At 38.1% G+C, this 22,378-nt stretch carries 29 protein-coding genes and 1 tRNA gene; 8 read left to right on the forward strand and 22 right to left on the reverse strand.

Annotated elements, in window-relative coordinates; all coding sequences use genetic code 11:
* Nucleotides 1–150: 150 nt before the first annotated feature.
* The 7 genes from LC419_RS18220 to greA all read right to left on the reverse strand — a co-directional run bounded on the left by LC419_RS18220 (nucleotide 151) and on the right by greA (nucleotide 6,014).
* Nucleotides 151–224, reverse strand: a tRNA-Met gene (locus LC419_RS18220).
* 44 nt (nucleotides 225–268) lie between these two features.
* A complete protein-coding gene (locus tag LC419_RS18225; protein WP_223608698.1) occupies nucleotides 269–1,561 on the reverse strand; it encodes a peroxiredoxin in 1,293 nt (430 codons plus the stop codon).
* 61 nt (nucleotides 1,562–1,622) lie between these two features.
* Nucleotides 1,623–1,841, reverse strand: a complete 219-nt coding sequence (locus LC419_RS18230) for a signal peptidase (RefSeq protein WP_223608699.1) — start codon at nucleotides 1,839–1,841, stop codon at nucleotides 1,623–1,625.
* A gap of 5 nt (nucleotides 1,842–1,846) precedes the next feature.
* Entirely contained in the window at nucleotides 1,847–3,778 is a 1,932-nt protein-coding gene (locus LC419_RS18235; RefSeq protein WP_223608700.1) for a T9SS type A sorting domain-containing protein, read from the reverse strand.
* 75 nt (nucleotides 3,779–3,853) lie between these two features.
* A complete protein-coding gene (gene clpX, locus LC419_RS18240; protein WP_223608701.1) occupies nucleotides 3,854–5,041 on the reverse strand; it encodes an ATP-dependent Clp protease ATP-binding subunit ClpX in 1,188 nt (395 codons plus the stop codon).
* A gap of 58 nt (nucleotides 5,042–5,099) precedes the next feature.
* Nucleotides 5,100–5,486, reverse strand: a complete 387-nt coding sequence (locus LC419_RS18245; RefSeq protein WP_223608702.1) for an HIT family protein — start codon at nucleotides 5,484–5,486, stop codon at nucleotides 5,100–5,102.
* A gap of 57 nt (nucleotides 5,487–5,543) precedes the next feature.
* The gene (greA, locus tag LC419_RS18250; RefSeq protein ID WP_223608703.1) at nucleotides 5,544–6,014 is read right to left on the reverse strand and encodes a transcription elongation factor GreA; all 471 of its coding nucleotides are present in this window, start codon (nucleotides 6,012–6,014) and stop codon (nucleotides 5,544–5,546) included.
* Between the two features lie 109 nt (nucleotides 6,015–6,123).
* Between greA and LC419_RS18255 the strand changes: the two genes are divergently transcribed.
* The 5 genes from LC419_RS18255 to LC419_RS18275 all read left to right on the forward strand — a co-directional run bounded on the left by LC419_RS18255 (nucleotide 6,124) and on the right by LC419_RS18275 (nucleotide 10,670).
* Nucleotides 6,124–6,579: a hypothetical protein gene (locus LC419_RS18255; protein ID WP_223608704.1), complete on the forward strand. Its 456-nt coding sequence runs from the start codon at nucleotides 6,124–6,126 to the stop codon at nucleotides 6,577–6,579.
* Between the two features lies 1 nt (nucleotide 6,580).
* Nucleotides 6,581–7,030: a D-aminoacyl-tRNA deacylase gene (gene dtd, locus LC419_RS18260; RefSeq protein ID WP_223608705.1), complete on the forward strand. Its 450-nt coding sequence runs from the start codon at nucleotides 6,581–6,583 to the stop codon at nucleotides 7,028–7,030.
* A 59-nt stretch (nucleotides 7,031–7,089) separates the two neighbouring features.
* Nucleotides 7,090–8,217: a serine hydrolase gene (locus tag LC419_RS18265; protein WP_223608706.1), complete on the forward strand. Its 1,128-nt coding sequence runs from the start codon at nucleotides 7,090–7,092 to the stop codon at nucleotides 8,215–8,217.
* Nucleotides 8,218–8,439: 222 nt separating this feature from the next.
* Nucleotides 8,440–10,092: a S8 family peptidase gene (locus tag LC419_RS18270; protein ID WP_223608707.1), complete on the forward strand. Its 1,653-nt coding sequence runs from the start codon at nucleotides 8,440–8,442 to the stop codon at nucleotides 10,090–10,092.
* 185 nt (nucleotides 10,093–10,277) lie between these two features.
* Complete coding sequence (locus LC419_RS18275) at nucleotides 10,278–10,670, forward strand: ACT domain-containing protein (RefSeq protein WP_223608708.1); 393 nt, start codon at nucleotides 10,278–10,280, stop codon at nucleotides 10,668–10,670.
* A gap of 63 nt (nucleotides 10,671–10,733) precedes the next feature.
* On the opposite strand, the gene LC419_RS18280 is transcribed toward LC419_RS18275, so the two are convergent.
* The 10 genes from LC419_RS18280 to LC419_RS18325 form a co-directional block, all read right to left on the reverse strand.
* Complete coding sequence (locus LC419_RS18280) at nucleotides 10,734–11,246, reverse strand: hypothetical protein (protein ID WP_223608709.1); 513 nt, start codon at nucleotides 11,244–11,246, stop codon at nucleotides 10,734–10,736.
* Nucleotides 11,247–11,299: 53 nt separating this feature from the next.
* Nucleotides 11,300–11,839 (reverse strand): hypothetical protein, encoded by a 540-nt coding sequence (locus tag LC419_RS18285; RefSeq protein ID WP_223608710.1) that lies wholly within the window; start codon nucleotides 11,837–11,839, stop codon nucleotides 11,300–11,302.
* A 5-nt stretch (nucleotides 11,840–11,844) separates the two neighbouring features.
* Nucleotides 11,845–13,218: a DUF4153 domain-containing protein gene (locus LC419_RS18290; protein ID WP_223608711.1), complete on the reverse strand. Its 1,374-nt coding sequence runs from the start codon at nucleotides 13,216–13,218 to the stop codon at nucleotides 11,845–11,847.
* A gap of 192 nt (nucleotides 13,219–13,410) precedes the next feature.
* Nucleotides 13,411–13,707 carry a hypothetical protein gene (locus LC419_RS18295; RefSeq protein WP_223608712.1) on the reverse strand — a complete coding sequence of 99 codons (297 nt, stop codon included), beginning with the start codon at nucleotides 13,705–13,707 and terminating at the stop codon, nucleotides 13,411–13,413.
* Nucleotides 13,708–13,716: 9 nt separating this feature from the next.
* The gene (locus LC419_RS18300; RefSeq protein ID WP_072924993.1) at nucleotides 13,717–14,202 is read right to left on the reverse strand and encodes a Coq4 family protein; all 486 of its coding nucleotides are present in this window, start codon (nucleotides 14,200–14,202) and stop codon (nucleotides 13,717–13,719) included.
* A 13-nt stretch (nucleotides 14,203–14,215) separates the two neighbouring features.
* Nucleotides 14,216–14,509 (reverse strand): hypothetical protein, encoded by a 294-nt coding sequence (locus LC419_RS18305; RefSeq protein ID WP_223608713.1) that lies wholly within the window; start codon nucleotides 14,507–14,509, stop codon nucleotides 14,216–14,218.
* Nucleotides 14,510–14,521: 12 nt separating this feature from the next.
* Nucleotides 14,522–15,361: a metallophosphoesterase gene (locus tag LC419_RS18310; RefSeq protein ID WP_223608714.1), complete on the reverse strand. Its 840-nt coding sequence runs from the start codon at nucleotides 15,359–15,361 to the stop codon at nucleotides 14,522–14,524.
* A gap of 14 nt (nucleotides 15,362–15,375) precedes the next feature.
* A complete protein-coding gene (locus LC419_RS18315) occupies nucleotides 15,376–15,666 on the reverse strand; it encodes a hypothetical protein (RefSeq protein WP_223608715.1) in 291 nt (96 codons plus the stop codon).
* A gap of 56 nt (nucleotides 15,667–15,722) precedes the next feature.
* Complete coding sequence (locus LC419_RS18320) at nucleotides 15,723–16,013, reverse strand: transcriptional regulator (protein ID WP_034725742.1); 291 nt, start codon at nucleotides 16,011–16,013, stop codon at nucleotides 15,723–15,725.
* Nucleotides 16,014–16,074: 61 nt separating this feature from the next.
* Complete coding sequence (locus tag LC419_RS18325) at nucleotides 16,075–16,692, reverse strand: hypothetical protein (RefSeq protein WP_223608716.1); 618 nt, start codon at nucleotides 16,690–16,692, stop codon at nucleotides 16,075–16,077.
* A 139-nt stretch (nucleotides 16,693–16,831) separates the two neighbouring features.
* Here LC419_RS18325 and LC419_RS18330 point away from each other — a divergent pair, with 139 nt between their 5' ends.
* The gene (locus LC419_RS18330; RefSeq protein ID WP_223608717.1) at nucleotides 16,832–17,350 is read left to right on the forward strand and encodes a hypothetical protein; all 519 of its coding nucleotides are present in this window, start codon (nucleotides 16,832–16,834) and stop codon (nucleotides 17,348–17,350) included.
* A gap of 64 nt (nucleotides 17,351–17,414) precedes the next feature.
* On the opposite strand, the gene LC419_RS18335 is transcribed toward LC419_RS18330, so the two are convergent.
* Complete coding sequence (locus LC419_RS18335; protein ID WP_223608718.1) at nucleotides 17,415–18,179, reverse strand: enoyl-CoA hydratase/isomerase family protein; 765 nt, start codon at nucleotides 18,177–18,179, stop codon at nucleotides 17,415–17,417.
* A gap of 306 nt (nucleotides 18,180–18,485) precedes the next feature.
* On the opposite strand from LC419_RS18335, the gene LC419_RS18340 reads away from it, so the two are divergent.
* Nucleotides 18,486–19,034: a phage tail protein gene (locus tag LC419_RS18340; protein ID WP_223608719.1), complete on the forward strand. Its 549-nt coding sequence runs from the start codon at nucleotides 18,486–18,488 to the stop codon at nucleotides 19,032–19,034.
* 29 nt (nucleotides 19,035–19,063) lie between these two features.
* Nucleotides 19,064–19,885 (forward strand): T9SS type A sorting domain-containing protein, encoded by an 822-nt coding sequence (locus tag LC419_RS18345; RefSeq protein WP_223608720.1) that lies wholly within the window; start codon nucleotides 19,064–19,066, stop codon nucleotides 19,883–19,885.
* Between the two features lie 114 nt (nucleotides 19,886–19,999).
* Here the strand turns inward: LC419_RS18345 and LC419_RS18350 are convergent, their stop codons facing one another.
* The 4 genes from LC419_RS18350 to LC419_RS18365 form a co-directional block, all read right to left on the reverse strand.
* The gene (locus LC419_RS18350; RefSeq protein ID WP_223608973.1) at nucleotides 20,000–20,686 is read right to left on the reverse strand and encodes an SMUG2 DNA glycosylase family protein; all 687 of its coding nucleotides are present in this window, start codon (nucleotides 20,684–20,686) and stop codon (nucleotides 20,000–20,002) included.
* Nucleotides 20,679–21,416, reverse strand: a complete 738-nt coding sequence (locus LC419_RS18355) for a DUF4241 domain-containing protein (protein ID WP_223608721.1) — start codon at nucleotides 21,414–21,416, stop codon at nucleotides 20,679–20,681. The genes LC419_RS18350 and LC419_RS18355 overlap by 8 nt, the downstream gene beginning before the upstream one ends.
* Nucleotides 21,417–21,465: 49 nt before the next feature.
* Nucleotides 21,466–22,002, reverse strand: a complete 537-nt coding sequence (locus LC419_RS18360) for an SMI1/KNR4 family protein (protein ID WP_223608722.1) — start codon at nucleotides 22,000–22,002, stop codon at nucleotides 21,466–21,468.
* 176 nt (nucleotides 22,003–22,178) lie between these two features.
* The gene (locus tag LC419_RS18365) at nucleotides 22,179–22,340 is read right to left on the reverse strand and encodes a hypothetical protein (RefSeq protein ID WP_223608723.1); all 162 of its coding nucleotides are present in this window, start codon (nucleotides 22,338–22,340) and stop codon (nucleotides 22,179–22,181) included.
* Nucleotides 22,341–22,378: the final 38 nt, after the last annotated feature.

Below are 22,378 nucleotides of genomic sequence, written 5' to 3' on the forward strand. Positions count from 1 at the left end.
ATTTAATGATGAAAAAGTCTATGAGAAAAAGAATAGATAAGTCACGTAAAACTTATCGAGCGAAATTTTTAATTCATCTTTTTAAAATAAGTAACGACGAATCATTAAAATAAAAAAGGGAAAGTAAATCTATTACTTTCCCTCTTATTGTAGCGAAGACGGGAATTGAACCCGTGACCTCAGGGTTATGAATCCTGCGCTCTAACCAACTGAGCTACCTCGCCGTTTTGGTGGTGCAAATATAGAAAATATTTGTTTACCACCAAAATTATTTTAACTTAAAATATTCCAAAACATCACCTACGTGATCTGGTTTATTGATTATCTTATTGTTAGCATCTAAAATAAAATACGTCGGAGTTGCATGAACATTGTATGTATCTACGTAAGTACTGTTCCATCCTCTCAATTCGGAGTCATTGATCCAAGGAAATGCAGCGATCTTCTGAGTATATGAATTTTTATCTGTATCTAAAGACAGTCCGACAACCTGAATATTTTTCGCTTTTAAATCATTGTATTTCGCTAAAAGCTGTGGCAGCTCACTTTCACAGTGGGAACAAGTAGAAGACCAGAAAATGATCACTTTCTTGTCTGCTTTCACGTCATACAGTGACTTTGCAGAGGTGTTGGTTGCAGACTGGAACTTGACATTAGGGAACGCTGCTCCCATTTCCACATTCGCATTCGACTTTAAAGTGGTTGCCAATCTGTCGGTAATGGTACATTTAAGGTTTTTAGCAAGCGTCAGATACTTGGTTTTAAACTCTTCCATGTCATAGGCATCAAAAATATCAATAAGTTCCGATAAAACAGTCTGCCCTCTCGGTGTTTCTACTTTTAAACGGTCTAAAAGCGTATCTACCGAACCTGCAACATTGGTATTCCCTCCGGAATTAAGGTAGGAAACCAAAACAGGTCTCAGAAGAGAAGAAGACTCCAGCATATCATTGGATTTATCCAGGAAGTTAACGATATCATCCTGGGTAACTTTTTTCGCAGGGTCTGCAGAATTGGATAAGAACTTAGCGTAATTGCTATTATAATAAGCAATAAACGGATGCTTGGCAGCATCAACTCCATTGCTAGTACCGGATAGTCTGTCTATTTCAATTTTCAGGGCTTTTCCGAAGTCCGTATTATCTTTGTAGTATTCTTTGATCTGTGCCAGTGCCGGGAGAATAAGTTCTTTTTTCTGCGAACCTTCCTGCTGCTTGCTCATGAGATCATTGACTTCATCAAGATAAGCTACTTCTTTGATCTTATTATTCTGAACATCTAATTTGATGCTCACATTTTTATTTTCCGAGACAAAGCTCACTGCATTATTTGAAGCCGGAAAATACACCTTCATCATTCCCATATAATGAGTGGGATACTTAAAGGTCCAGGTATTGTTCTTGTTCTGTTGTTTTGTAACGATTATGTCTTTTGAGCCGTTTAATGTATATAGAATGGCATCCTGATCTTTAAATTCGGCAGGAGCCTGAACGGTAACCGTAAACTGAGCCTGCAGAGAAAATGCAGCTAATACTGCAGATAATATATATATCTTTTTCATAGAGTAAAAATAAAAAAACTCTCTGATTAATCAGAGAGTTTAATGTTATTTTAATAAAATTTTAGGCTTTTACGCTTTTTAATTTCTTTGTATAGAATAGAATAAGTGCAATGGCCACTACAGACAGCAGATAAACATACATGTCAATAGGTGATGCAGCAGCTCCGGGGCCTACACCTCCGGTACCACCTCCTCCAGGTACTGGTGGAACTTCGTCCGCCTTGACCAGAAATGTTCCGAATAAGAAAAGAGCGAGTACTAGTTTATTAATAGTTTTCATAATATTTATTTTAAGATTTTAGTGTTAACGGTTTCTCCTTTATCAGAAACAATTTTTACAACATAAGAATTTTTAACAGCGCCGTTAAGCTCAATTACAAAATCCCTAGATGCATCAACTGCCTTTTTAGAGATAACCAGTTTACCGCTCATATCATAAACTTCAATATCTGCTTTTTTCCAGTTTGGATCAAATCTAACAATGTAGTTGGTAATTTCTGGATTATATACCACCATTGTTCTTGAAGGTACGCTACTTGTATCTTTTGTACCTAACACCACATTATTTGGATCACCATAATATAAATCGTAAGATGCAACAGCGTTAGGTGCAATACCTCCCTGTGTTGCCTGCTGTACAGTCCCGTTTGATGCTTTATAGTAGAAACCTATACCAGCAGACAGTAAATGTGTTCCTGTCGGAACCAACTCTCCGTTTTCTCTTATTTCGAACTTGTAAGATTTAACTTTATCAGTCTTATAGTTTACAAGTTTAACATTTTTTCCTTTAAAGTTATTTTCATTGGCTTCATTGATATATAACCAATATTGTGCTGTATAGTTTGAATCATAACCACCATTTAAAGCTTCTTCAAATGTACCGATCATGTTCTCAGTTGTAGCCGTAGCCTGAACTGTAGTTGCTATAGAAGTCTGGTGACCTGTAGTCGCATTAGGTGAAACTACATAATAGGTTCTTGCCACTTCGTTTCCGTTAGCATCTAAACCAATTACCCCAAGCTGTTTTACCGTTCCGTCAATGCTCTTACTACCGTTTTTGGCAGCAGTCACACTATAATCAGTACCGGCTAATCTAACCGTTTGGTTAAATCTTCTAAGGGTATTAAAATTTAAGGTTTGAACTGTATTATCTCTCAATTTCAGAACGAAAGTCTGCATTGGCTTGATAATCATACCGATATCACCAACTGGTACTCCGTTAGCAGCATAGGTCTGGATCAATGCTCCTGTACTGGATGCATTTCCCTGAGCTCCTACTACTACTGTTCCCGGGTCGTATCTTACTCCCCAAATATTAGAGATATTATTTCCGTCCGTAGTTCCTCCGTTTTCGATATACCCTATTCTTGATAAGTCAAGATTAGTTAAGAAAGGATTTCCAAACTGGTAAATATTTTTACCGTATGTATTCCCCCAAGGAGTAATTGAAACTTCAAACTGATCCTGAAGATACGTGTTATATCTTTCATTGTATCCATTGATCGTCGTTCCTCCAACACCGAAACTCACATTTCCTCCGTTTTGAAGAGTTGTGTTTGCTGCCAGTGAAGTATAAGGGCGACCATTAACGGTATGAAGCGAGCTACTGGTATCCAGATTATTATTGGCAGATCCCAACATATAATAGGTGGTAGCATCAGTTGTAGGAACGGATAAATCTGTAAAATCGGCAACAGCTGCTGTGTTGTTCCATTTTAGGATTTCGTTTTTACTTCTTCTTACAGTTCCAAATGTTTTACCAAGTTCAGTGGATAATGTGTTCAGAACTTTACCAGAGAAAGGCATTGCCACCTGCTGATAAAAATCTCCATTACCATGTTTCTTGGTTCTGAATTCTTTACTTACGATTCCAGTAATCTGTGCCTGGTTTAAACCATCGACATATAACTGTCCATAAGTAGATGCGTCGTCGGTATTCCCTGGAGTATTAAGTCTTAAAACGATATTTCCACCGTCGGTTTTATCTCCCCCGGCGGCGTCTATTGTTTTAAAAGCATCTCCGGTTGTACCTACAACCATAACGTTTCCGTGCACATCCAAAAGGCCATTACCTTTCGTCTGCACACCTCCACCACTATAAACAAGGGTGCCTTCGCTCACATACATATTAGCATTAGTGTCAACGTGACATAGTACCTGCGCCTGAACAGAGTAACTAATTGCTAAAAGACCTATAGCAAATAAACTTTTTCTCATTGTATAAATTATTTGTGTGTTAATACAATCTTCACCCGCAAAGGTAAGATTTTTTTTTAAAGAAAAAAAAATATTTTATTTATTAACAAAAATATTATCCTCCGTTAATATGATTTCTTTCTCCTCTCCTATTGAAAACATATAGTCCTCCAGAACTTTTTCAGTGGTCCCTCTTAAACCTCTGGCTCCCAATCCTTTTTCAATGGTTTCTTCTACTATCTTTTCGACAGCGCCGTCTGTAAATACCAAATTCGTGCCATCCATTTTGAACAGTTCAATAAACTGATTGATGATCGAATTTTTAGGCTCTTTCATAATTCTTACCATGGTCTCTTTATCCAGTTTATCCAGGTAAGTAATGATCGGGAATCTTCCTAAAAGTTCAGGAATTAATCCGAAAGTACGAAGGTCAATGGCATTAATATTTGTCAATACATATTTTTCTTCGTCCGTATTGTTGATTTTTTCAGAACTGAAGCCAATGGCCTGCTTGTTCATTCTTCTTTCGATGATATCTTTGATTCCGTCAAAAGCTCCACCGGCAATAAACAAGATATTCTGCGTATTCACCTGGATATATTTCTGATCCGGGTGTTTTCTTCCTCCTTGAGGCGGGACGTTTACGATACTTCCTTCCAGAAGTTTCAGCAATCCCTGCTGTACCCCTTCTCCGGAAACGTCTCTTGTAATGCTCGGATTGTCAGATTTTCTTGCGATTTTATCAATCTCATCGATAAATACAATTCCTCTTTCTGCTTTTTCCACATCATAGTCAGCCACCATCAGAAGTCTTGAAAGGATACTTTCCACATCTTCCCCTACATAGCCGGCTTCCGTAAGAATAGTAGCATCTACGATACAGAAAGGAACGTTAAGCTCTCTAGCAATGGTTTTTGCCAGAAGCGTTTTTCCTGTACCGGTTTCGCCTATCATGATGATATTTGATTTTTCCAGTTCTACTTCCCTGTTCTCATCCTGAGCGTGAAGCAGTCTTTTATAATGATTGTATACCGCGATCGAAAGCTGTTTTTTCGCCTGATCCTGTCCAATAACATATTGGTTAAGGAATTCTTTGATCTCTTTCGGTTTTTTAAGTTCGTCTATACTTTCTGCCGGAGAAGTTCCCGTTTTAGAAACGCTGTCTTTTACGATAACATGCGCCTGTTCGATGCAGTTTTCGCAAATAAAGCCGGTCTGCCCTGAAATGAGCATTTGTACTTCATTTCTTTTTCTGCCGCAGAAAGAACATTGGTTTGAATTCATACTATATAATAATGTTAAAGAAAATCGTAAAAAATTTCTTTTTTACGATTTTATGCTTTTAAGAAATAATTGAGTTTTGAATCTCTTTATATTCTTCGTCTGTTAGTTTCAGTCTTTCATTTTTGAAGTTCATGTCTTCCACCTTGTTTAAGGGAATGAGGTGAATATGGGCATGAGGAACTTCAAGTCCTACTACAGCTACGCCCACTCTTACGCAGGGCACTGCATTTTTAATCTTTTTGGCGACCTGCTGGGCAAATCCCCAAAGGTTTTTATATTCTTCACTGTCCAGATCAAAAATCAGATCGACTTCTTTCTTGGGAACTACAAGGGTATGTCCTTTCACTAAAGGCATTGCGTCCAGGAACGCGATAAAGTGATCATCTTCTGCAATGGTATAAGAGGGAATGTCGCCATTAATGATCTTTGTGAATATACTGCTCATAGGGTAGAAATTAGAGGTTAGATTTTTGAAATAAGATTGCGGATATCGTACTTTAGATTATAGAGTGATTTCTAATACTTCGAAAGAAAGTTTGTTTCCGTTGGGTAATGTAATATCAGCTGTTTCACCGATTACTTTTCCAAGCAATCCTTTTGCAATAGGCGTATTTACAGAAATCCTTCCTGTCTTAAGGTCGCTTTCATTATCCGGTACCAATGTAAACACCTGCTCCTGATTGGTCACATTGTTTTTAAGTTTTACAGTAGTAAGGATGGAAACCTTTGAAGTATCTAATTGACTTTCATCTATGATCTTGGAAGTTGCGATAATATCTTTCAGCTTGGAAATTCTCATTTCAAGCATCCCCTGAGCCTCTTTAGCCGCATCATATTCAGCATTTTCAGATAAATCTCCTTTATCTCTTGCTTCTGCGATCTGCATGGTAATTTTTGGTCTTTCCACAGTTTCTAACTGTTCCAGCTCAGCTTTCATTTTCTCTTGTCCCTCCTTTGTTACATAGCTTGCCATAATTTTCAAAATTTAGGTTTGGTATAAAAAAATAATCCGACATTTGCCGGACAATGTATTACGTGTTATATCGTTTAACTTTTACAAATATATAAAAATTTAAATTGAAATGAAAAAAACTTTTTCAATCCTTTCTATTTTAACGATACTGATTTTCAGTATTTTAACTATAAACTCATGCGGAAGCAGAGAAGACACCGTAAGCTGTTTTCCCAGCAACCCTATCAATGTAACTTTAAATCTGAACCTCCCTGCTTATTACAATCTGACTTATGATGGAGGTTGGATTTATGTAAACGAGCAACAGGCCGGTACAAGAGGACTGATTGTAGTGCGTGTGGGGGATAACTTTAAAGCTTATGACAGAAATGCCCCTCACCTTTGCCCGGACAGCAATACCACTCTTGAAGTAAAGGATAATATCAGCATTCTGTGTCCTAAGGATAACACCAAATGGATCCTGAGAACAGGTGAGCCACAGTCAGGATCACCCACTTCTCTTCCACCTAAAACCTATCTTAACAATTATGATCCTGCCACCAAAACTTTAAATATTTATTATTAAAATGAAGATCGTTATCCAGAGAGTTTCTGAAGCCAGTGTAAAAGTAGACGGAAAAATTGTAGGGGAAATCAGGAAAGGACTGATGCTGCTGACCGGAATTGATGAAAATGATGAAAAAGCAGATGCAGACTGGCTGGTTCAGAAGATCCTAAATCTGAGAATATTCGGTGATGCAGATGACAAACTTAATCTTTCCGTAAAGGACATTTCAGGAGAAATTCTTTGCATCAGTCAATTTACCCTGATCGCTGACTATAAAAAAGGCAACCGCCCTTCCTTCATCAAAGCTGCAAAACCCGATAAAGCCATTCCTCTTTTTGATTATTTCAAAGAAGAAATCGCTAAGTCCGGATTAAAAACCGAAAGTGGAATTTTCGGGGCAGACATGAAGGTTTCCCTTGTTAACGACGGCCCCGTGACGATCGTCATGGATTCCATCACAAAAAACTGATCCGTCAGAAAATACTATTGACAGCTACAACTTAAGATTTGAAATCAAACACCTTATTCATGCCCTTTAATTTTAAATTACTATTTGGACTTTTAGTCACTTTCAGCATCCCATTGACAAGCTTTGCCCAAACGCGCGAGGATCTTTTAAAATCAAAACTTGATTCTGCATTTTCAGAATTATTTAAGGCAGACGAACCGGGCGGGGCTATTCTGATTCAGCAGGGAAATAAGGTTTTGTATGAAAATTCTTTTGGATTGGCTGATCTGAAGACCAAGGAAAAATTTACCACCAAAACGGTTTCGAATCTTGGTTCTATTTCCAAAACTTTTGTGTCTTACGGTATTCTGATACTTCAGGATCAACATAAGCTTTCAACCGACGACAGCCTGCTGAAATTTTTTCCGGATTTTAAGAATAAGAATATTGCCTCTAACATCAAGCTCCGTCATGTTCTTACCCATAGTTCCGGACTGCCGGATCTCAGACATGTGGAGAAAGACAGCATCTTTTACCTGACAGCAAAGGATGAGGAAAATTTCAGGCCTTTACAATCTGCCGATTCGCTGAAATTTGAACCGGGAACAAAATTCAGTTATTCCAATCCCGCCTACAACGGACTGGCGCTGGTCATTGAAAAAACAGCCGGTATGAAATGGCAGCGCTTCATCGGAGAACATATTTTCAAACCTTCCGGAATGAAGAACAGCCGTATCACAAATGGAAGCTATCCTGAAAAAAATGTGGCACACGGCTATATTCTGAAAGATAAAGTATACACGGAATACGACTATGGCGAATGCCCCACTTTTGCTGCTGCCGGAAACGGCGGTGTCTGGAGTTCTATTGAAGATCTGAAAAAATACATTACCGCAATTAATCAATGTAAATTTACCAACTGCTCTGTTATTGAAGCAGCAAATACCCTCTATAAACCTGAACACTGGAATGGCCAAAAACCTGTTTACCACACGGGAACATGGTTTGTTCACAAAGGTTTTTACGCCGACACTTCAACAGAAGAAAATGTAAACGTCATAGAGCACTCCGGTGATCAGGGAGGTTTCAAATCCCACCTCATCATGATTCCTGAAAAAAAGATTTCTATTATCTGGCTGACCAATAATAATAAATTCATTACCGGTCATATTCGCAGAATACTTCTTAAGATGAAGTATATCAACTAAATTCCCTCATCAATATTTTAACATCAACCGAAAGCAGATATTAAATTTTTCGTCATTAATTTAATTTCACAAAAACGTGATTTAGATTAATTTTATCAACATTTGCATCAATTATCGATTACAATTAACAACTGTGCAATAAAATTAATTTATTTCATTCTATTTTTCCATTTCTTGTGATATAAATTATATATTTGATTAACAACCATTTAATAAGATATTATGAGAACAGAAATTAGACTTTTCACATTATTTATTTTCGGCTTTATCCTTTCTTACGGCCAGAATCCATCGGAGAAAAATGATAAGCCCAACCCGAACATTTATGTATGTTTTTCAAAAAACATAACTTCTGAAAAAGCAGCACTCGGAAATCCGGAACTGGCAGAATTTGTCAAAACCAATGGAATTTCGTTCGTGAACGATCTTGGTTTTAGTAACCAGAAAATTGAAGAAATGGTCAAAGACAGCAGAGCCAACGGTAATTCCGGTGAATCTGTTGAAAAACTGAGAAGGATATTCAAAGTAAATATTCCTTTACAAAACAATGAAGATGCTGAAAAGCTGGCGCACACGCTTGAAAGATTCCCTGAAGTGGAATATGTTTCCGTGATGAGCAGCACACCTATTGAACCTCCTTTCGTTAAAGCATTTGTAGCAACTCCTGATCTGGAAAGCCTTCAGACGTACCTTAATGACAACCCCGGGATCAATGCAAAATATGCGTGGTCCAGAGGAATCACAGGACAGAATATCAGAATCCGTGATGTAGAATATGGTTTTTACAAGACTCACGAGATGCTTTCCAATCAAAATTCTATCCAGCTGGAACCAGGATATAGCCCGAATGCAGGATTAGCCAATAATAACTACCGCGATCACGGAACGGCTGTGGTAAGTATTTTGGGTTCTGTAAAGGATAATATCGGTCTTTCAGGGGCGGCCTACAGTGCTTCCCAAATCAAAGGCTATATGGAATGGACTACTGTGGGATACAATAGAGCTTCCGCGGTAAGCAGATCCATCAATGCATCGCAGGCCGGAGATATTATTTTATATGAAATGCAGACCGGCGGGAAAGACGGCCAGTATTGCCCTGCAGAATATGATAGCGTGATCTGGGATCTAACGAAAGCAGCTACAGACTCCGGAATTATCATCATCGCAGCAGCAGGAAACGGAAATCAGAATCTTGATGATCCCTTTTATGCAGCGTACAGAGCAAGAGGAAACAGCGGTGCCATCATTGTGGGGGCAGGTTCTCCAAACACAACCCATTCAAAACTAAGCTTCAGTACCTTCGGAAACCGTGTGGATGTACAGGGCTGGGGAAGCAGCGTTCTTGCGGCAGGATACGGGTCTTACCAAAAGTATGATAACGACAATAACAGAACTTATAATTATTTCAGCGGAACGAGCTCTGCAACTCCTGTGGTAGCTTCTGCAGCTACATTGATCCAGTCTTATTATTACCAGAATACAGGTCAGTATCTTACTCCGGCTGCTATGAAAAACCTGTTAATCTCTACAGGAATTCCTCAGGGCGGTACTGTGGTTAATCAAAAAATCGGTCCTTTCCCGAATGTAAAAAATGCCATATTACAACTGGAAGGAAGTCTTAAAGCTAATGTCAAAGTTCAGGCTCCTTTAGAAATTAAGATTTATCCGAATCCTGTGACCAACTCTGTTGCGATTCACAGCAATGATGATAAAAAACTTGATTTCGAGATCATCAATATGCATGGAAGAACCGTTACAAAAGGTTCAGTTTCACCGGATGAAAAAATCAATACTTCGAATCTTCCTACAGGTCAGTACATCATCAATATCACTGAAGGCCAAAGAAGAGTAGTTGAAAAATTCACTAAACTGTAATATCAAATCTTTCAGATATATTTAACTGAATTGGGTTTTTAGAGTTGCCGGTCTGAACCACGAAACCCGCATCCTGAAACACTACCAGTTACTAAAATTTATAATGAGGTGATCCGGATTTGGGTCACCTCATTTTGCTTTTAAAAAATAGATGTATCTTGTTTTCTTTTTTAACTTAAATAAAAATGAACGGAGAAAAAGACTTAGAAAAGCTTTTAAAAAGTATGAAACCCAAACACCATCCGGGTGACTATGTTTTCTGTACGACTAAAAGTACAAACAGTTTTAATCTGAATGAAATTGAAATGCTCTTCAGAGAAGACGAAGGATTTACCCTTATTGTAAAAAAGGAAACTGCAGACAGATTACAACTGGACTATTCCGTCGTGATGTCCTGGATCACTCTCACAGTACATTCTTCTCTGGAAGCCGTGGGATTAACGGCTGCTTTTTCAAAAGCACTTTCTGAAAATGATATCAGCTGTAATGTCGTAGCAGCCTATTACCATGACCACATTTTTGTGAATACAAAAGATACTGAAAAAGCGCTTGAAGTTCTGACACAATTATCTGAATAAAAACTTACAAAAAAATAGGCTGCCTTTTCAGGACAACCTACTCTATCTTAAACGGTACAAAAATTATTTCGCTGGAACACTGTTGAAATTAAGGGCTATTTTAAGATTCATATCCGAAGTCGTCTGGTTTTTCAACTCATAGACTGTTCTTACGGTAAGTCCTGAACTTTTTACCACCTCATCCAGATATCCCGTATCATTCAGGTCAAGATTTAAACTGGAAGAGTCTGTTGTGATATTGGAACGAGATGCTACCAATTTCTCTCCTGTTCCGCTGGATGAAACATATACTTTCACAGATTTCACTGCGCTTAAGTTTCCACCTGAAGGAGATACTACAGAGATTTTGGCATCAGAAATTCTAACATCCTTAATTTTCGCATTATTGTTTCCTCCAAACCACGTCTGCACATTGGTAGCCGTCGATGTTGAGGAAACTTCTTTATCGGCCGGAACTCCCGTAGACACCAAAACACTGGCGGTATAAGGGAATGTGTTCTGAACCAGTGACTGCACCGTTCCACAGCTTACTACTACTGCTGAAACCGCTGCCGTCATTAACCATATATTTTTCATAACTTTTAAACTTTAGTAATGAGTTTGCAGAAATTATACCAAAGGGATAAAACTTACTCTACACTTACATTAAAACTTCCTTTTGTATTTCCGGAAGCCATATTGCTTTTACCGATGATCAGCCAGACTTCGCCGGTACCTTTGGTTTCGTAAGTGATTTCTCTGCTGAAAGGTCCGTCATAGTCTCCGTTGGGAAGTTTAATCTGGTTAAATCTGATATTAAAGTCTTTTTCATTCGTTGAAATTTTAGCTTTAATAGTCGGTTTATCATAATGGGTTAGTTTTAAAACAAGTTCCTGACCGTCTTTCGTGAATTCTTCTCCCAGTGTGAAAGGAAGCTGAGATGCATCTGCCGTTCTTATAATCTGGCCTTCTTTTTCACTTCTCATCACACCTTTGCGGAGTACTTCTTTGGTAACGGGAGCATTGTTAATGATTGAATCTTGCTTTCTGATGGCCGCTGAATCTGCTTTAGCGGCAACATCAGGCATTTCTGTGATCACAGCAGAATCTTTGTTCGGAGTTTCTGTTATGTTCGCTTCTTTTTTACATGAAATAATAATCAATGGAATTAACAATAAGGATTTTTTCATAATAACTAATCTTTTAATGTTTCGTAGTAAAGGATTTTTGAAAGGAAAGGCTTGCCTTTTTCTCCTTTAACTTTGTCAAGTATTTTCTTTTTAAGCTGCAGATCATTCTTTTCATCCGCATACTTCAGCAGCCTTCTTTCGCTGAAACTGATCTGCTCAAAGTGATAATTCACCGCAAAATCTTTACGTTTCATATTCTGGGAGGTAATGATTCCGCCCCAGTTGACATAACTGCAAGCCAAAATTGTTCCATAAAAATACCAGGTCATCACATTGAACAGGAATGCATTTCTTTTTTGCTTTTGAATCTTAATAAAGGTAAGAGCAAGACCCATCAGTGCCAGCAGAAGAAAAGCAAACACCCCCAACCTTTTGTAAGTATATCCGTAGGTGATGATGTACTCGTAGTTTTTCAGTGCTGCGGAAAATACCAGAATTGCATTCAGAATGATCCAGATTCTTGCGAGCGTTTTCATCAGCTTTGCTTTAGGATCAAAATTGAATCCGGATTTAAAATAGAACATGATTACCATCACCGCCATCACAATCGACATGATCACCGCATTCACTCTCTCATGGGTTTCCTCGGAAAGCTGAACGGGAGTTTTTGAAACTTCATAAAACTGTTCGTAATTGTAAGTGATGATGAAAAATACCAATAAAATATTCAGGCAAAAGAATGAAATAACTCCGCTGGTTCTTTCTGCATCGAGATCAAGAAAAGAATAAGTGGCTTTTTGAACTTTAGCCTGATTATAAAAGTTATCATCCAGCAGATAATTTTTCTTGTAAATAAATCTTTCCACTGCATAGTTCCAGTAATTGAACGCAATAAAAAAGCCCAGAACCGAAAGACATAACAGCTGCCATACATCAATATCCAGCTCATAATCTGTGAAAAGTGCCGCAAAATGATCACTTCCCGCAGAATAGATTCCGAAAAATATAGAGATAAATACAAGCGGAATCACAATGAAAGCCAATGTTTTCTGCCACACACCGGAAATATTCTTTTTCGGCAGCCATGCATCAAAGCTGAAAAACCGGAAAATGGAGGTAAAACTGTTGATGATAAAAACCGGGATCAGGAACAGTATTTTAAGTGTTCTGTTTCTTGATCGGTAGCCCAGCAAAAGAATGGAACTTACAACCGCCAGCAAGGAAGAAAAGTCCCTGTACCAGATAAAAGCAAAGCTTGACATGATACTTGTAACAAAAAGTATCAGGAAAGTTCTGGTCCTGTTTCTCTCAGGAGTTTTGAACAAAGTAAGCAATGCATAAACAATGGCAAGAATACCAAGATTCAATCCGATGTCCTGATCGTAGAATACGATGACAAACAAGGCGGCTGTAAAGAATATATAGTGATGTGTTTTCATGATTTTAAAGATTTAAAAATTGAAAGATTGAAACATTTAATGAGTTAATGAGTTAAACCATTAAGAATAGGTAAGATTTTAAGAATATTAAGAGATAGCTCCGCTTTAAACTTAAAAATCAAATTGATTTTCTTAATTAATCTTATATTCTTAAAGGTTCTTCATGTCTTTTTTGATTTAAAAACTGATGGTTTACAGTTTAAAATCAATGAGGATACCCATATAAAGGATGGTGATGGGAATATTGACAAGAAGGAGCAATACGGAGTTTCCGGAGGATTTCTTATCAGGAATATGGATCAGGAATTCCATCAGCTCATACAGCAGAATCAGCAAATTGACCACCGCTGCAAGGATCACAAAATAGAACCCGAATACCATGAGAAGGTCTGCTTTTGTGATCAGGTAACAGATTAAGATTAAAGTCCCTGATACAAACGAGGTCAAAAAAGTATTTCTGCCCAGCGCAGTGTATTTTATTTTCTTCATGGCTTATCATTAATAGAGCGGTGCGGTTTCTTTCTGCTGGATATAGTCTTTCAGATGATCGAAATTCTGCCATAACAGGCTTTCAAAATCCCAGTGGTAAAATGGTCGCATGCTTTGCCCTTTTCGATATGCTTTCATATACAGTTTCAGGTACTCTGGAAGGATGAGCGTTCCCAATACAACAGCAGCCAGCAAATGGGCATTGAGCTTACCATTTCCAAGAAGCAGATACTGCATCGCAACCTCATCTTCGAAATGAGTTCCGCATCCGGTGATCAGGTGATGGACGTCATGGTCTTCCATTTTCGGGATCATGGAAAATCCGTGCTTTTTATAGAACTCGCCCAGTTTTCGTCCTAAAGAATCTTCCTGGAACTGCAGCAGCTGTTCTTCATTGAACTGCCACTGTCTTTTTTTCTTTTTAAAATATTTTCTGTAAAGTTTCTGGGTTTTATCGTAGACAAAAAGCAGAAATTGAACACGTACTTTTTTCATAATGTTTATTTTTTTAGATTATATGAAGTCCTATTACAGCGTAAATTATGGCAATGGGAATATTGATCATCATTATACCGATAGATTTGAGACAGGCATCAGACTTGGGTTCATGAGTAATTCCATAAATCAACAGTACTAATGCAACAGGTAGATTTAAAGCTGTTCCGAAAATGAGCAAAAGAAAGCCATAGTAAGCAAAGTCATCAATGTCAGTGATCAGATAACCGAAAAGGCAGATGTTCCCGAGCGCAAAGCACAATCCGAAAATGTATTTTCCAAGTTTTATTATGTGATGATCTTTCATCGATAAAGTATTTTAAGCTTGTGTTAGAGTAAAGACGGTAATTTCCGGACGGACCATAAATCTTATCTGGAAGGAATGGCCGATGGCTCTGTTTATGTAGAGCATTCTTCCGTCCTGAAGATCTATTTCCCCTGAGACATATTTTTTATTCTCTACAGGAAGAACCGGTGTGATGACTCCGGGAATTCTACATTGTCCTCCATGGGTATGACCGCTCAGAATCCAGCTCTGATAGCCATTCCATATATCTCTGTCGCAGGCATCCGGATTGTGACAGAGCACTATATTGGCTTTTGAAGGATCATAATTTTTCATCACTTCCGCAGGATAGAAATTAGGTGACCACAGATCTTCAAACCCGATAAAGTTCAGACCGTGACTTTCTTCAGCATTGTTTTTAAGCATATTGATTCCTAAATCTTCAAGAATATCACAGATGTTTTCTGAGCATTCTACATCGTCCCAGTTCTTTCCGTAGTCGTGGTTTCCAAGAATCCCGAATGTTGCCAGCTTTCCATGGACTGCTTGGTTCATTACTTTCTTCAAGTCTTCGCGCTCTTCTACCGTTCCGTGATTGACGAAATCTCCTGTGTATGCTACAAAATCAGGATTAAACTGTTTTGCTTTCTCAAAGGAATCGATCAGAAAATTCCAGTCGAAACGGTCTCCGACGTGCAGGTCTGATATCTGCATCAGCGTTTTCCCTTCTAATGTTTCCGGAAGATTTTTAACCGGTAACTTTCTTTGGACAAATTCTACCCAGAAAGGTTCCACCTGCCAGGAATATAATGCAGGGAACGCTCCTATCAATGAAAGCTGTGCTACTCTTTTAATGAAAGTTTTTCTTGTCATCACTGAAATCTTTCTTAGTTTCCAGCGACGGGACTCCCGAAGATTCCTACCGCCAATTCGACCCATATCAATGTAAAGACGATCAAAACGAAAACACAGATTAAAATTCTCTGGCTTTGTTTTTTAATTTTGCTTCTTACTACATTGATCAGAAAAGCCGTGCTAAAAAGTAAAACTCCGGCGATCAGAAAATCTGAAGCTGACCAATTGACCTCATTTGATGTTAAATTTCCTACCAAAGGAATACACAGTAAAACCAATGGAAGCGCGTAAATCGTGATTGTTTTTTGTTTTTGTGTTATCATTTTAATTCATATAAAGTACTTTGTATTTCAAAGTAAATTTTCAAAAAAATATAGCCCTATCTTCCCAGCAATTTTTCAAGAGCATCCAGATGTTCATTGAAAGCCTGTCTCCCACTTTGGGTCACACGGTAAGATGTTTTCGGTTTTTTGCCTACAAATTCTTTCTTCACTTCAATGTATCCTGCTTTTTCTAACGCATTACTGTGGCTGGCGAGGTTACCGTCTGTAATTTCCAGAAGCCCCTTCATTTCAGAAAAATCAACCCAGTCGTTGACCATAAGAACGGACATAATCCCCAGTCTTACTCGGCTTTCGAATTCTTTGTTGAGTTGATTTATCTTTATCATAGTAAGGCAATAGCTGCAGGTTTCTAAGAAGCTGTTCTTAAAAGGTCTGCAAATTTAATCTTTATTTATATTTTTTATGCATGATCAGCCCATACACAATATGTAAAATTCCAAAACCGATGGTCCAGAATACAAGTCCCCATCCTAAAAAGAAGAGAGAAATGAGTCCCAGTATAATTTGACAGTATCCTAAATATTTAATATCCGTGAGTGTATATCTTTCTGCACTTACTAAGGCGATTCCGTAAAATATAAGCGTGGCGGGCGCTACCCATACAAACAGGTGGTGAAAAAGAAGCGCCAGGCAAAACACTCCACCTGTTACCAAAGGAACGGCAAACGTAAATAACAAACGCTTCGTTGTGCTATCCCAAATCTTTTGTCCTTTCTTTTTGCTTTTATTGGCGGTGAAAATATAACCGCTTAAAACAGCAGTCAGCAAAATTACCGTTCCCACCAGTACAAGTTCTCTGACCAATGCCGGACCGAAAAAATTTCTGTCACCGTCTAAATAGCTAATTCCTTCCCTCTGGAAGATACAATATACATATCCTGCACCGATCAGCGCAGCCAAACCGGCAAAAACTCCGGACAGTCCGCTCAATGAAATAAATCTGGAAGACCGCTCCATCATGGAACGGATATGTGATAAGTCTTCGTGATAGTTTTTCGAATCCATAAAAAGAACTTTGAATTACAAAGTTATAATTTATTTTGAATCTGCCAATTATTTTTTTAAAAATTTTAATAACAACTTTTTACCATACAATTCTTAACTTTAAATCGAAAGTAATTCTGTACCTATAAATGAATATGTCATGGCGGAAACTTCGATAGATTATTCTCAGATTGAACTGCACGAAAATATTCCTTTAACGGAAGGGGAACAAAATACTATAGCGATCCAAAAACAGGATTTTTTCAAACATGTTCCCTGTATTCTATTGTCCGTCCTACTTTTGATGGTACTCATAGCCTGTTATCTTTTGAAAGATGAGTTTCATCATTTCAAATACTATCATTATCTCCTGTTTTTCGGGATTGCATTAGTGCTTTATGCTTTCTTCTATGGCATCATGCATCTGGTCCACGCCCGCTCTGTAAAAAACTGGGAGAAGGATATTCAGCATGGTAAAAACATATTAACAAGCATTATTATCAGCCGCCATGAAACTGAAAATGACGAATACATCATCACCTTCTCCGGCCGAAACAGAAAAGAAAAAATAAGGCTTCCGGTTTCTAAAGCTGACTACTTGAATTATCACGTTGGAACCAAGGTAGTCATGATTTATTTAAAGTACAGTAAAACGGTTATTTCTCTTAAGGCACTATAATGTGGCTTTCCACAAAAAAACCGCTGAAATGTTCAGCGGTTATATGATAATGATGTACAAAATACTATTTTGCTCTCAATCTTTCTTTAATGGATTCAATGTTTTTCTTGGCAGAATCTTCGAGAATTAAGCTTGCACTCATGTGAATTCTTGCCGGCATCAGTTCATTGAAATGATCTGTTCCTTCCCATGATACTTTTTTGATCAAAGCTAATGCATCACTGCTTCTGGAAGCCAATGTCTGCATAAACTTCTCCAGTTTGACATCCATTTCCTGAATATTTTCAGATACGGAATGATACACATTATGCTGCTCTGCCCACTCTGCCGATCTGAAGTCTGCATCAATAGCCATTGCGGAGAACTGAGATTTTCCGATCTTTCTTTCTACGTATGGTCCGATCACAAAGGGTCCGATTCCGAGATTAATTTCTGTAAGGGCCAACGCTGCATCTTTTGTAGCGAAGCAATAATCTGCACCACACGCGATTCCCACACCTCCACCGGTAGTTTTCCCCTGAACTCTTACGACAACTATTTTTCCACAGTTTCTCATAGCATTCAAAACTTTTGCAAAACCACCAAAAAATTTCGTAGATGCTTCCAGCTCCTCAATAGCCAAAAGCTCATCGAAACTTGCTCCAGCACAAAATGCTTTCTCTCCTTCACTTTTTACTAAAATAGCTTTTACTTCTTCTTTAGCTCCTTCATCCAGAATAGTCTGAGCCAGTTTTTCTAAAATGGCACCCGGAAGGGAATTGCTTTTCGGGGTTCCGAATGTGATTTCGGCGATATTGTTTTTAATTTCTGATGCTACGAATTCGTTCATTTTTAATTTAATTGGATTCTTACAAAAATACTAAATACCGCTGTCCCGGAAAAATTATAAGAAACAAATTACAGATTAAACACAGCCTATCAAATCTCCATGTTTTTTGCGCCATAAAACCTTTCCCAGACGCGAAATAGAATATCCATTACGTAGAAATACGGACTCTCCAATTTGGTATTTTCTACTCTAGTACTGCCTTTTTATATGTTGTTCCTTTGGCTTATCAAAAAAACTAACAACCAACGGCGGAATCCGAAAAGCCCATAACAGAGTAGGAAACTTAACAACTGAAAAACTATTATCATGGACGAATACATTGGAATTGTAAAACTATTTGCCGGAAACTTTGCCCCTAGAGGCTGGATGTTTTGTGACGGAAGCTTACTGAGAATCTCAAATAATTCTGCTTTATTTTCCATCTTAGGAACAACCTACGGAGGAAACGGCGTGGATACTTTTGCACTGCCTAATCTAAAAGGACGTATGGCCATTGGAGCCGGAAATGTAAATTCAAACGAATATTATCCTCTGGGAGTTGCTGCCGGAACTACACAGAATACCATTATGGCACAGAACCTTCCAAGTATAGGTTCAGGATTTCAACTGAAAGTGGCCAATACAAATGCTACCGTTTCTACTCCTACAGCGACTACTTCTATAGCCAAATCAGGAACACAGGTAGGAAGAGATTTTAATGCGGTACCTAGTTTTGCTGCCGTTGATCCTGATACCGCTATTAACGCAAGATCTCTATCATACGTCGGACAAAATCTTCCGATGAACAATATGCCACCTTACTTAGGGCTTAACTACATCATCTGTATAGAGGGAATCTATCCTCCACGCAGCTAAAAAAAACAACTTATTTTAAAACCTAAATCATGAAAAGAACTATTTTTTTAACCATCTGTAGTCTGTTCATTTCCTTATTTTCTTTTGGACAGACGAGTACAGAACAATTTGAAACTGAATCGAACGGAAGTCCGAGTTTTACTGATAACGGAGTGATCTTCAGCATCATTTCACATGTAGGAGTTTTTGACATCCAGGCGAATTTTCCTAGTACAGGATGGAACGGAACAGCTAACGACAACAGATATATTGATAACTCCAATGATACGGCTTCACCACCGTCTTTCAGTATTAAAACCACATCGAACCTGTTTAAAGTAAACCGTTTCTGGATGTACCTTTCTGCTCTTAATTTAGATCTGACTGTAGCGGGAACTCTAACAGTTACTGGAAGGCTAAGCGGTGTTACTAAATTTACACAGACTAAATCTACAGGCTTCAACACTTCTATGGCTACGGCAAACGGATATACCCTGATAGATCTCACCAATTTAAACGGTCAGAATTACTCAAATATCATTATTGACGAGCTTAGAATTACCATGGGAGGTGGCTACAGGTATGGAGGACTCGATGCTTTTACATGGGTAAAAGATCCAGGTCTTGTATTGGCAACAAACGAAACTACTTCTTCACAAAAAGTGATGAGCATTTATCCTAATCCTACCAGCGGATCTCTTTCTATTCAGACAGAAGATAATGCGCCGGCTGAAATTTACAGTCAGGATGGAAAATTGCTTAAAAAACTGGAAATGAAGAAAGGAACCAATCAGGCAGACATCTCGGAACTTCCGAATGGCGTTTACATTCTCAAAACACCATCAGGATCTTCCAAGATCATCAAAAAATAAAAATTTTTCATAAGTGATTTGTGCCCTCGAAAAGATTCTAATGCATAAATGATAAATTCCCTGAATTTTCAGGGAATTTTTTTTTACGGGTCCATTTATGGAGACAATTAACCGCTATTTTTTCAATGCCAAAATATATTTGTCAATGTACAGCTGTTTTTCTTTTGTTTTATATTGCTGGATATATCTTGGATGTTCTAGAACCGTCATGGTATCAAACAGCTGAGCTTCTTTATTCAGTGCAGAAATAAATTCTGAATTCTTTTTACCGAGAACAAAAACTTCGGAAGTATCCACACCCAGACTGATATGTTTCTTCAGAGAATCGATCATAAAATCTTTTACTGCCTCAAAGAGTTTTTTATCATCATAATAATTGGCGTTCAGCCAACCGGTTTTTGTTTTTCGTACAATAGCCAGCGGAAAGGGTGAATTGATATAAACATCTTTATAAAATTCCCCTGCTCCTCCATATTCCGCGATCATATCATACATGAAAACCGAAGAAACTTCATGAGTACGGGCCGATTCCATTGTAATTCCACAGACAGCTTCCAGCCTTTTGGTATCGGTAAACGGAACGCCCGTCACTCCTGCTCCATTCCGGCTGGGATTGATCCCGATCATGAATTTCCTTGTGCTGATATCATTGTAGTATTTGTGATAAAATTCCTCCATGACGGTCATCGTTTCCAGATTATCCAGATATGGATTCATGGCCTCAAAGCCCTCAGGAAGATCTCCTGAAAACTGAAGGTTTTTATTGAATTCTATGACTTTATCTGCAAATGTTTTATTCATCATCTTCGTCTTCATCTTCATCATCAGACAGTGCCAGTTCTATATCAATAAACTGAATATACAGTCCGCAGATTTCCCCTTTTTCATCGTATGCAAAATAAACGGGATAACCTCCGTCTCCGAAACCGCTTGCAAACATCGGAATATGATACTCTGTATTGGGAATTTTCCAGTTGATCCAATCTCCCGATTCTCTCTGGTTTTGCGGATGCTCTTTGTAACTCTGTGCAAACAGTCCGGCAAAATAATCATCGTAAACATTTTCTACATTCACCTCGGTAAGAAACTTATCAAAATGAGGAAGCACTTCTGCATCGGTAATACATCCCAATCCCGCATCTACCATGAATCCGAAGTAGTCGCCTTCATTTAAATCGTCAAGATTTTCTATCCCGATCAACGCTTCTCTGTAAAGAACCGGCTTTTCTTTGGTGAATTCCACTTTCACAGCAGCATAACGATTGCCCCATTCCTCTGACTTTACCACCGCAATTTTCACAGGAAAATCTCCTTTCGGAGCCTGATCGAAATAGGGTTTTTCTCCTGCATTTAAAAAGACCAACGGATCTCTTACAATTACTTTTCCGGACGGCAGGGAAACATTCCCGATCTCCATTACTTCCATTTTCTGATCCAGAATTTCGTCCGAGGTAAAATAAGTTTCCAAATCTACGGGACAGGTAAGAATATCTTTTACCTCTTCCCATTTTTTCATCCAGCTTTCGTTCATTGTTTTTAATTTTTTTGATCTGATTTAAAGTTTAAAAGTACCTGTTTATTTATTCACCGTCAAATTCATCTTCATCTTTCAGTCCTTTTATAAAAGTTTCAAAGTCTTTGGCCAGAAATATTTTTTTATAATCATCTTCCTGATCAATGTGAACCAATTCCGGCTCACCGTCTTTTCCACAATTGGAATAATCAAGCAAAACCATATCATGCCCCGCCGAAGGACAATCACAGATGTAAATACCGATTGCAGGATATCCCCATTCCTCAATCATAAACTGACTTCCGAGTTCTCCACAGATGGAATAGGTTTTCTCTCTTCCGATACCCATAATTCCGGTAATCGCAATATGATCATCTGCCCATGAATTTTCTTCTGATGTAGGAAAACAGGATTTATCAACCAACCCACCGTTCTGCAGTCTCATCAATTCGATATAAGAAGCCGGAAGTTTGTAGCCAAGCTCTTCTTCTACGGAAGCAATAAGCTCATCATCCGGAAACGGTTCTATATAATCTCTTACAGAATAGCTGCTTTCGTTCCAGAAATCCGTAAAGTCAAAGTCTTTGAAAAATTGTAGTTCCATATTCTGTCTTAAATAAGTAAGATTTTGATTGTACTGTAAAAGTAATTATCATTTTTAATAAAAAAGTTTCTTCGACTAAGATTTTTCATCTTTATCCAGATTTTAAACCCAGACACCGCGCATAAAAAAATCCCTTTCAGTAAAGACCAAAAGGGAGTATCAATTTATATTTTATTTTAAGAATCAGCACATATATAGCACGATCTTGCAATATCCGGCCATCTTCCAGGACGGCAACAACTTCCCGGAGGGCAGGAATTAGGGAAACAAGCCCAGTTTGGACCGGCACCTTTAACAGATCTCAATTCATTTCTTGAAAGTTTTTTTAAGTTTTCCATAGTAAATAGTTTTTAATCTTTTTTCCTACTCTATATGC

This window comes from Chryseobacterium sp. OSA05B (assembly GCF_019970065.1).
GTDB lineage: Bacteria > Bacteroidota > Bacteroidia > Flavobacteriales > Weeksellaceae > Chryseobacterium.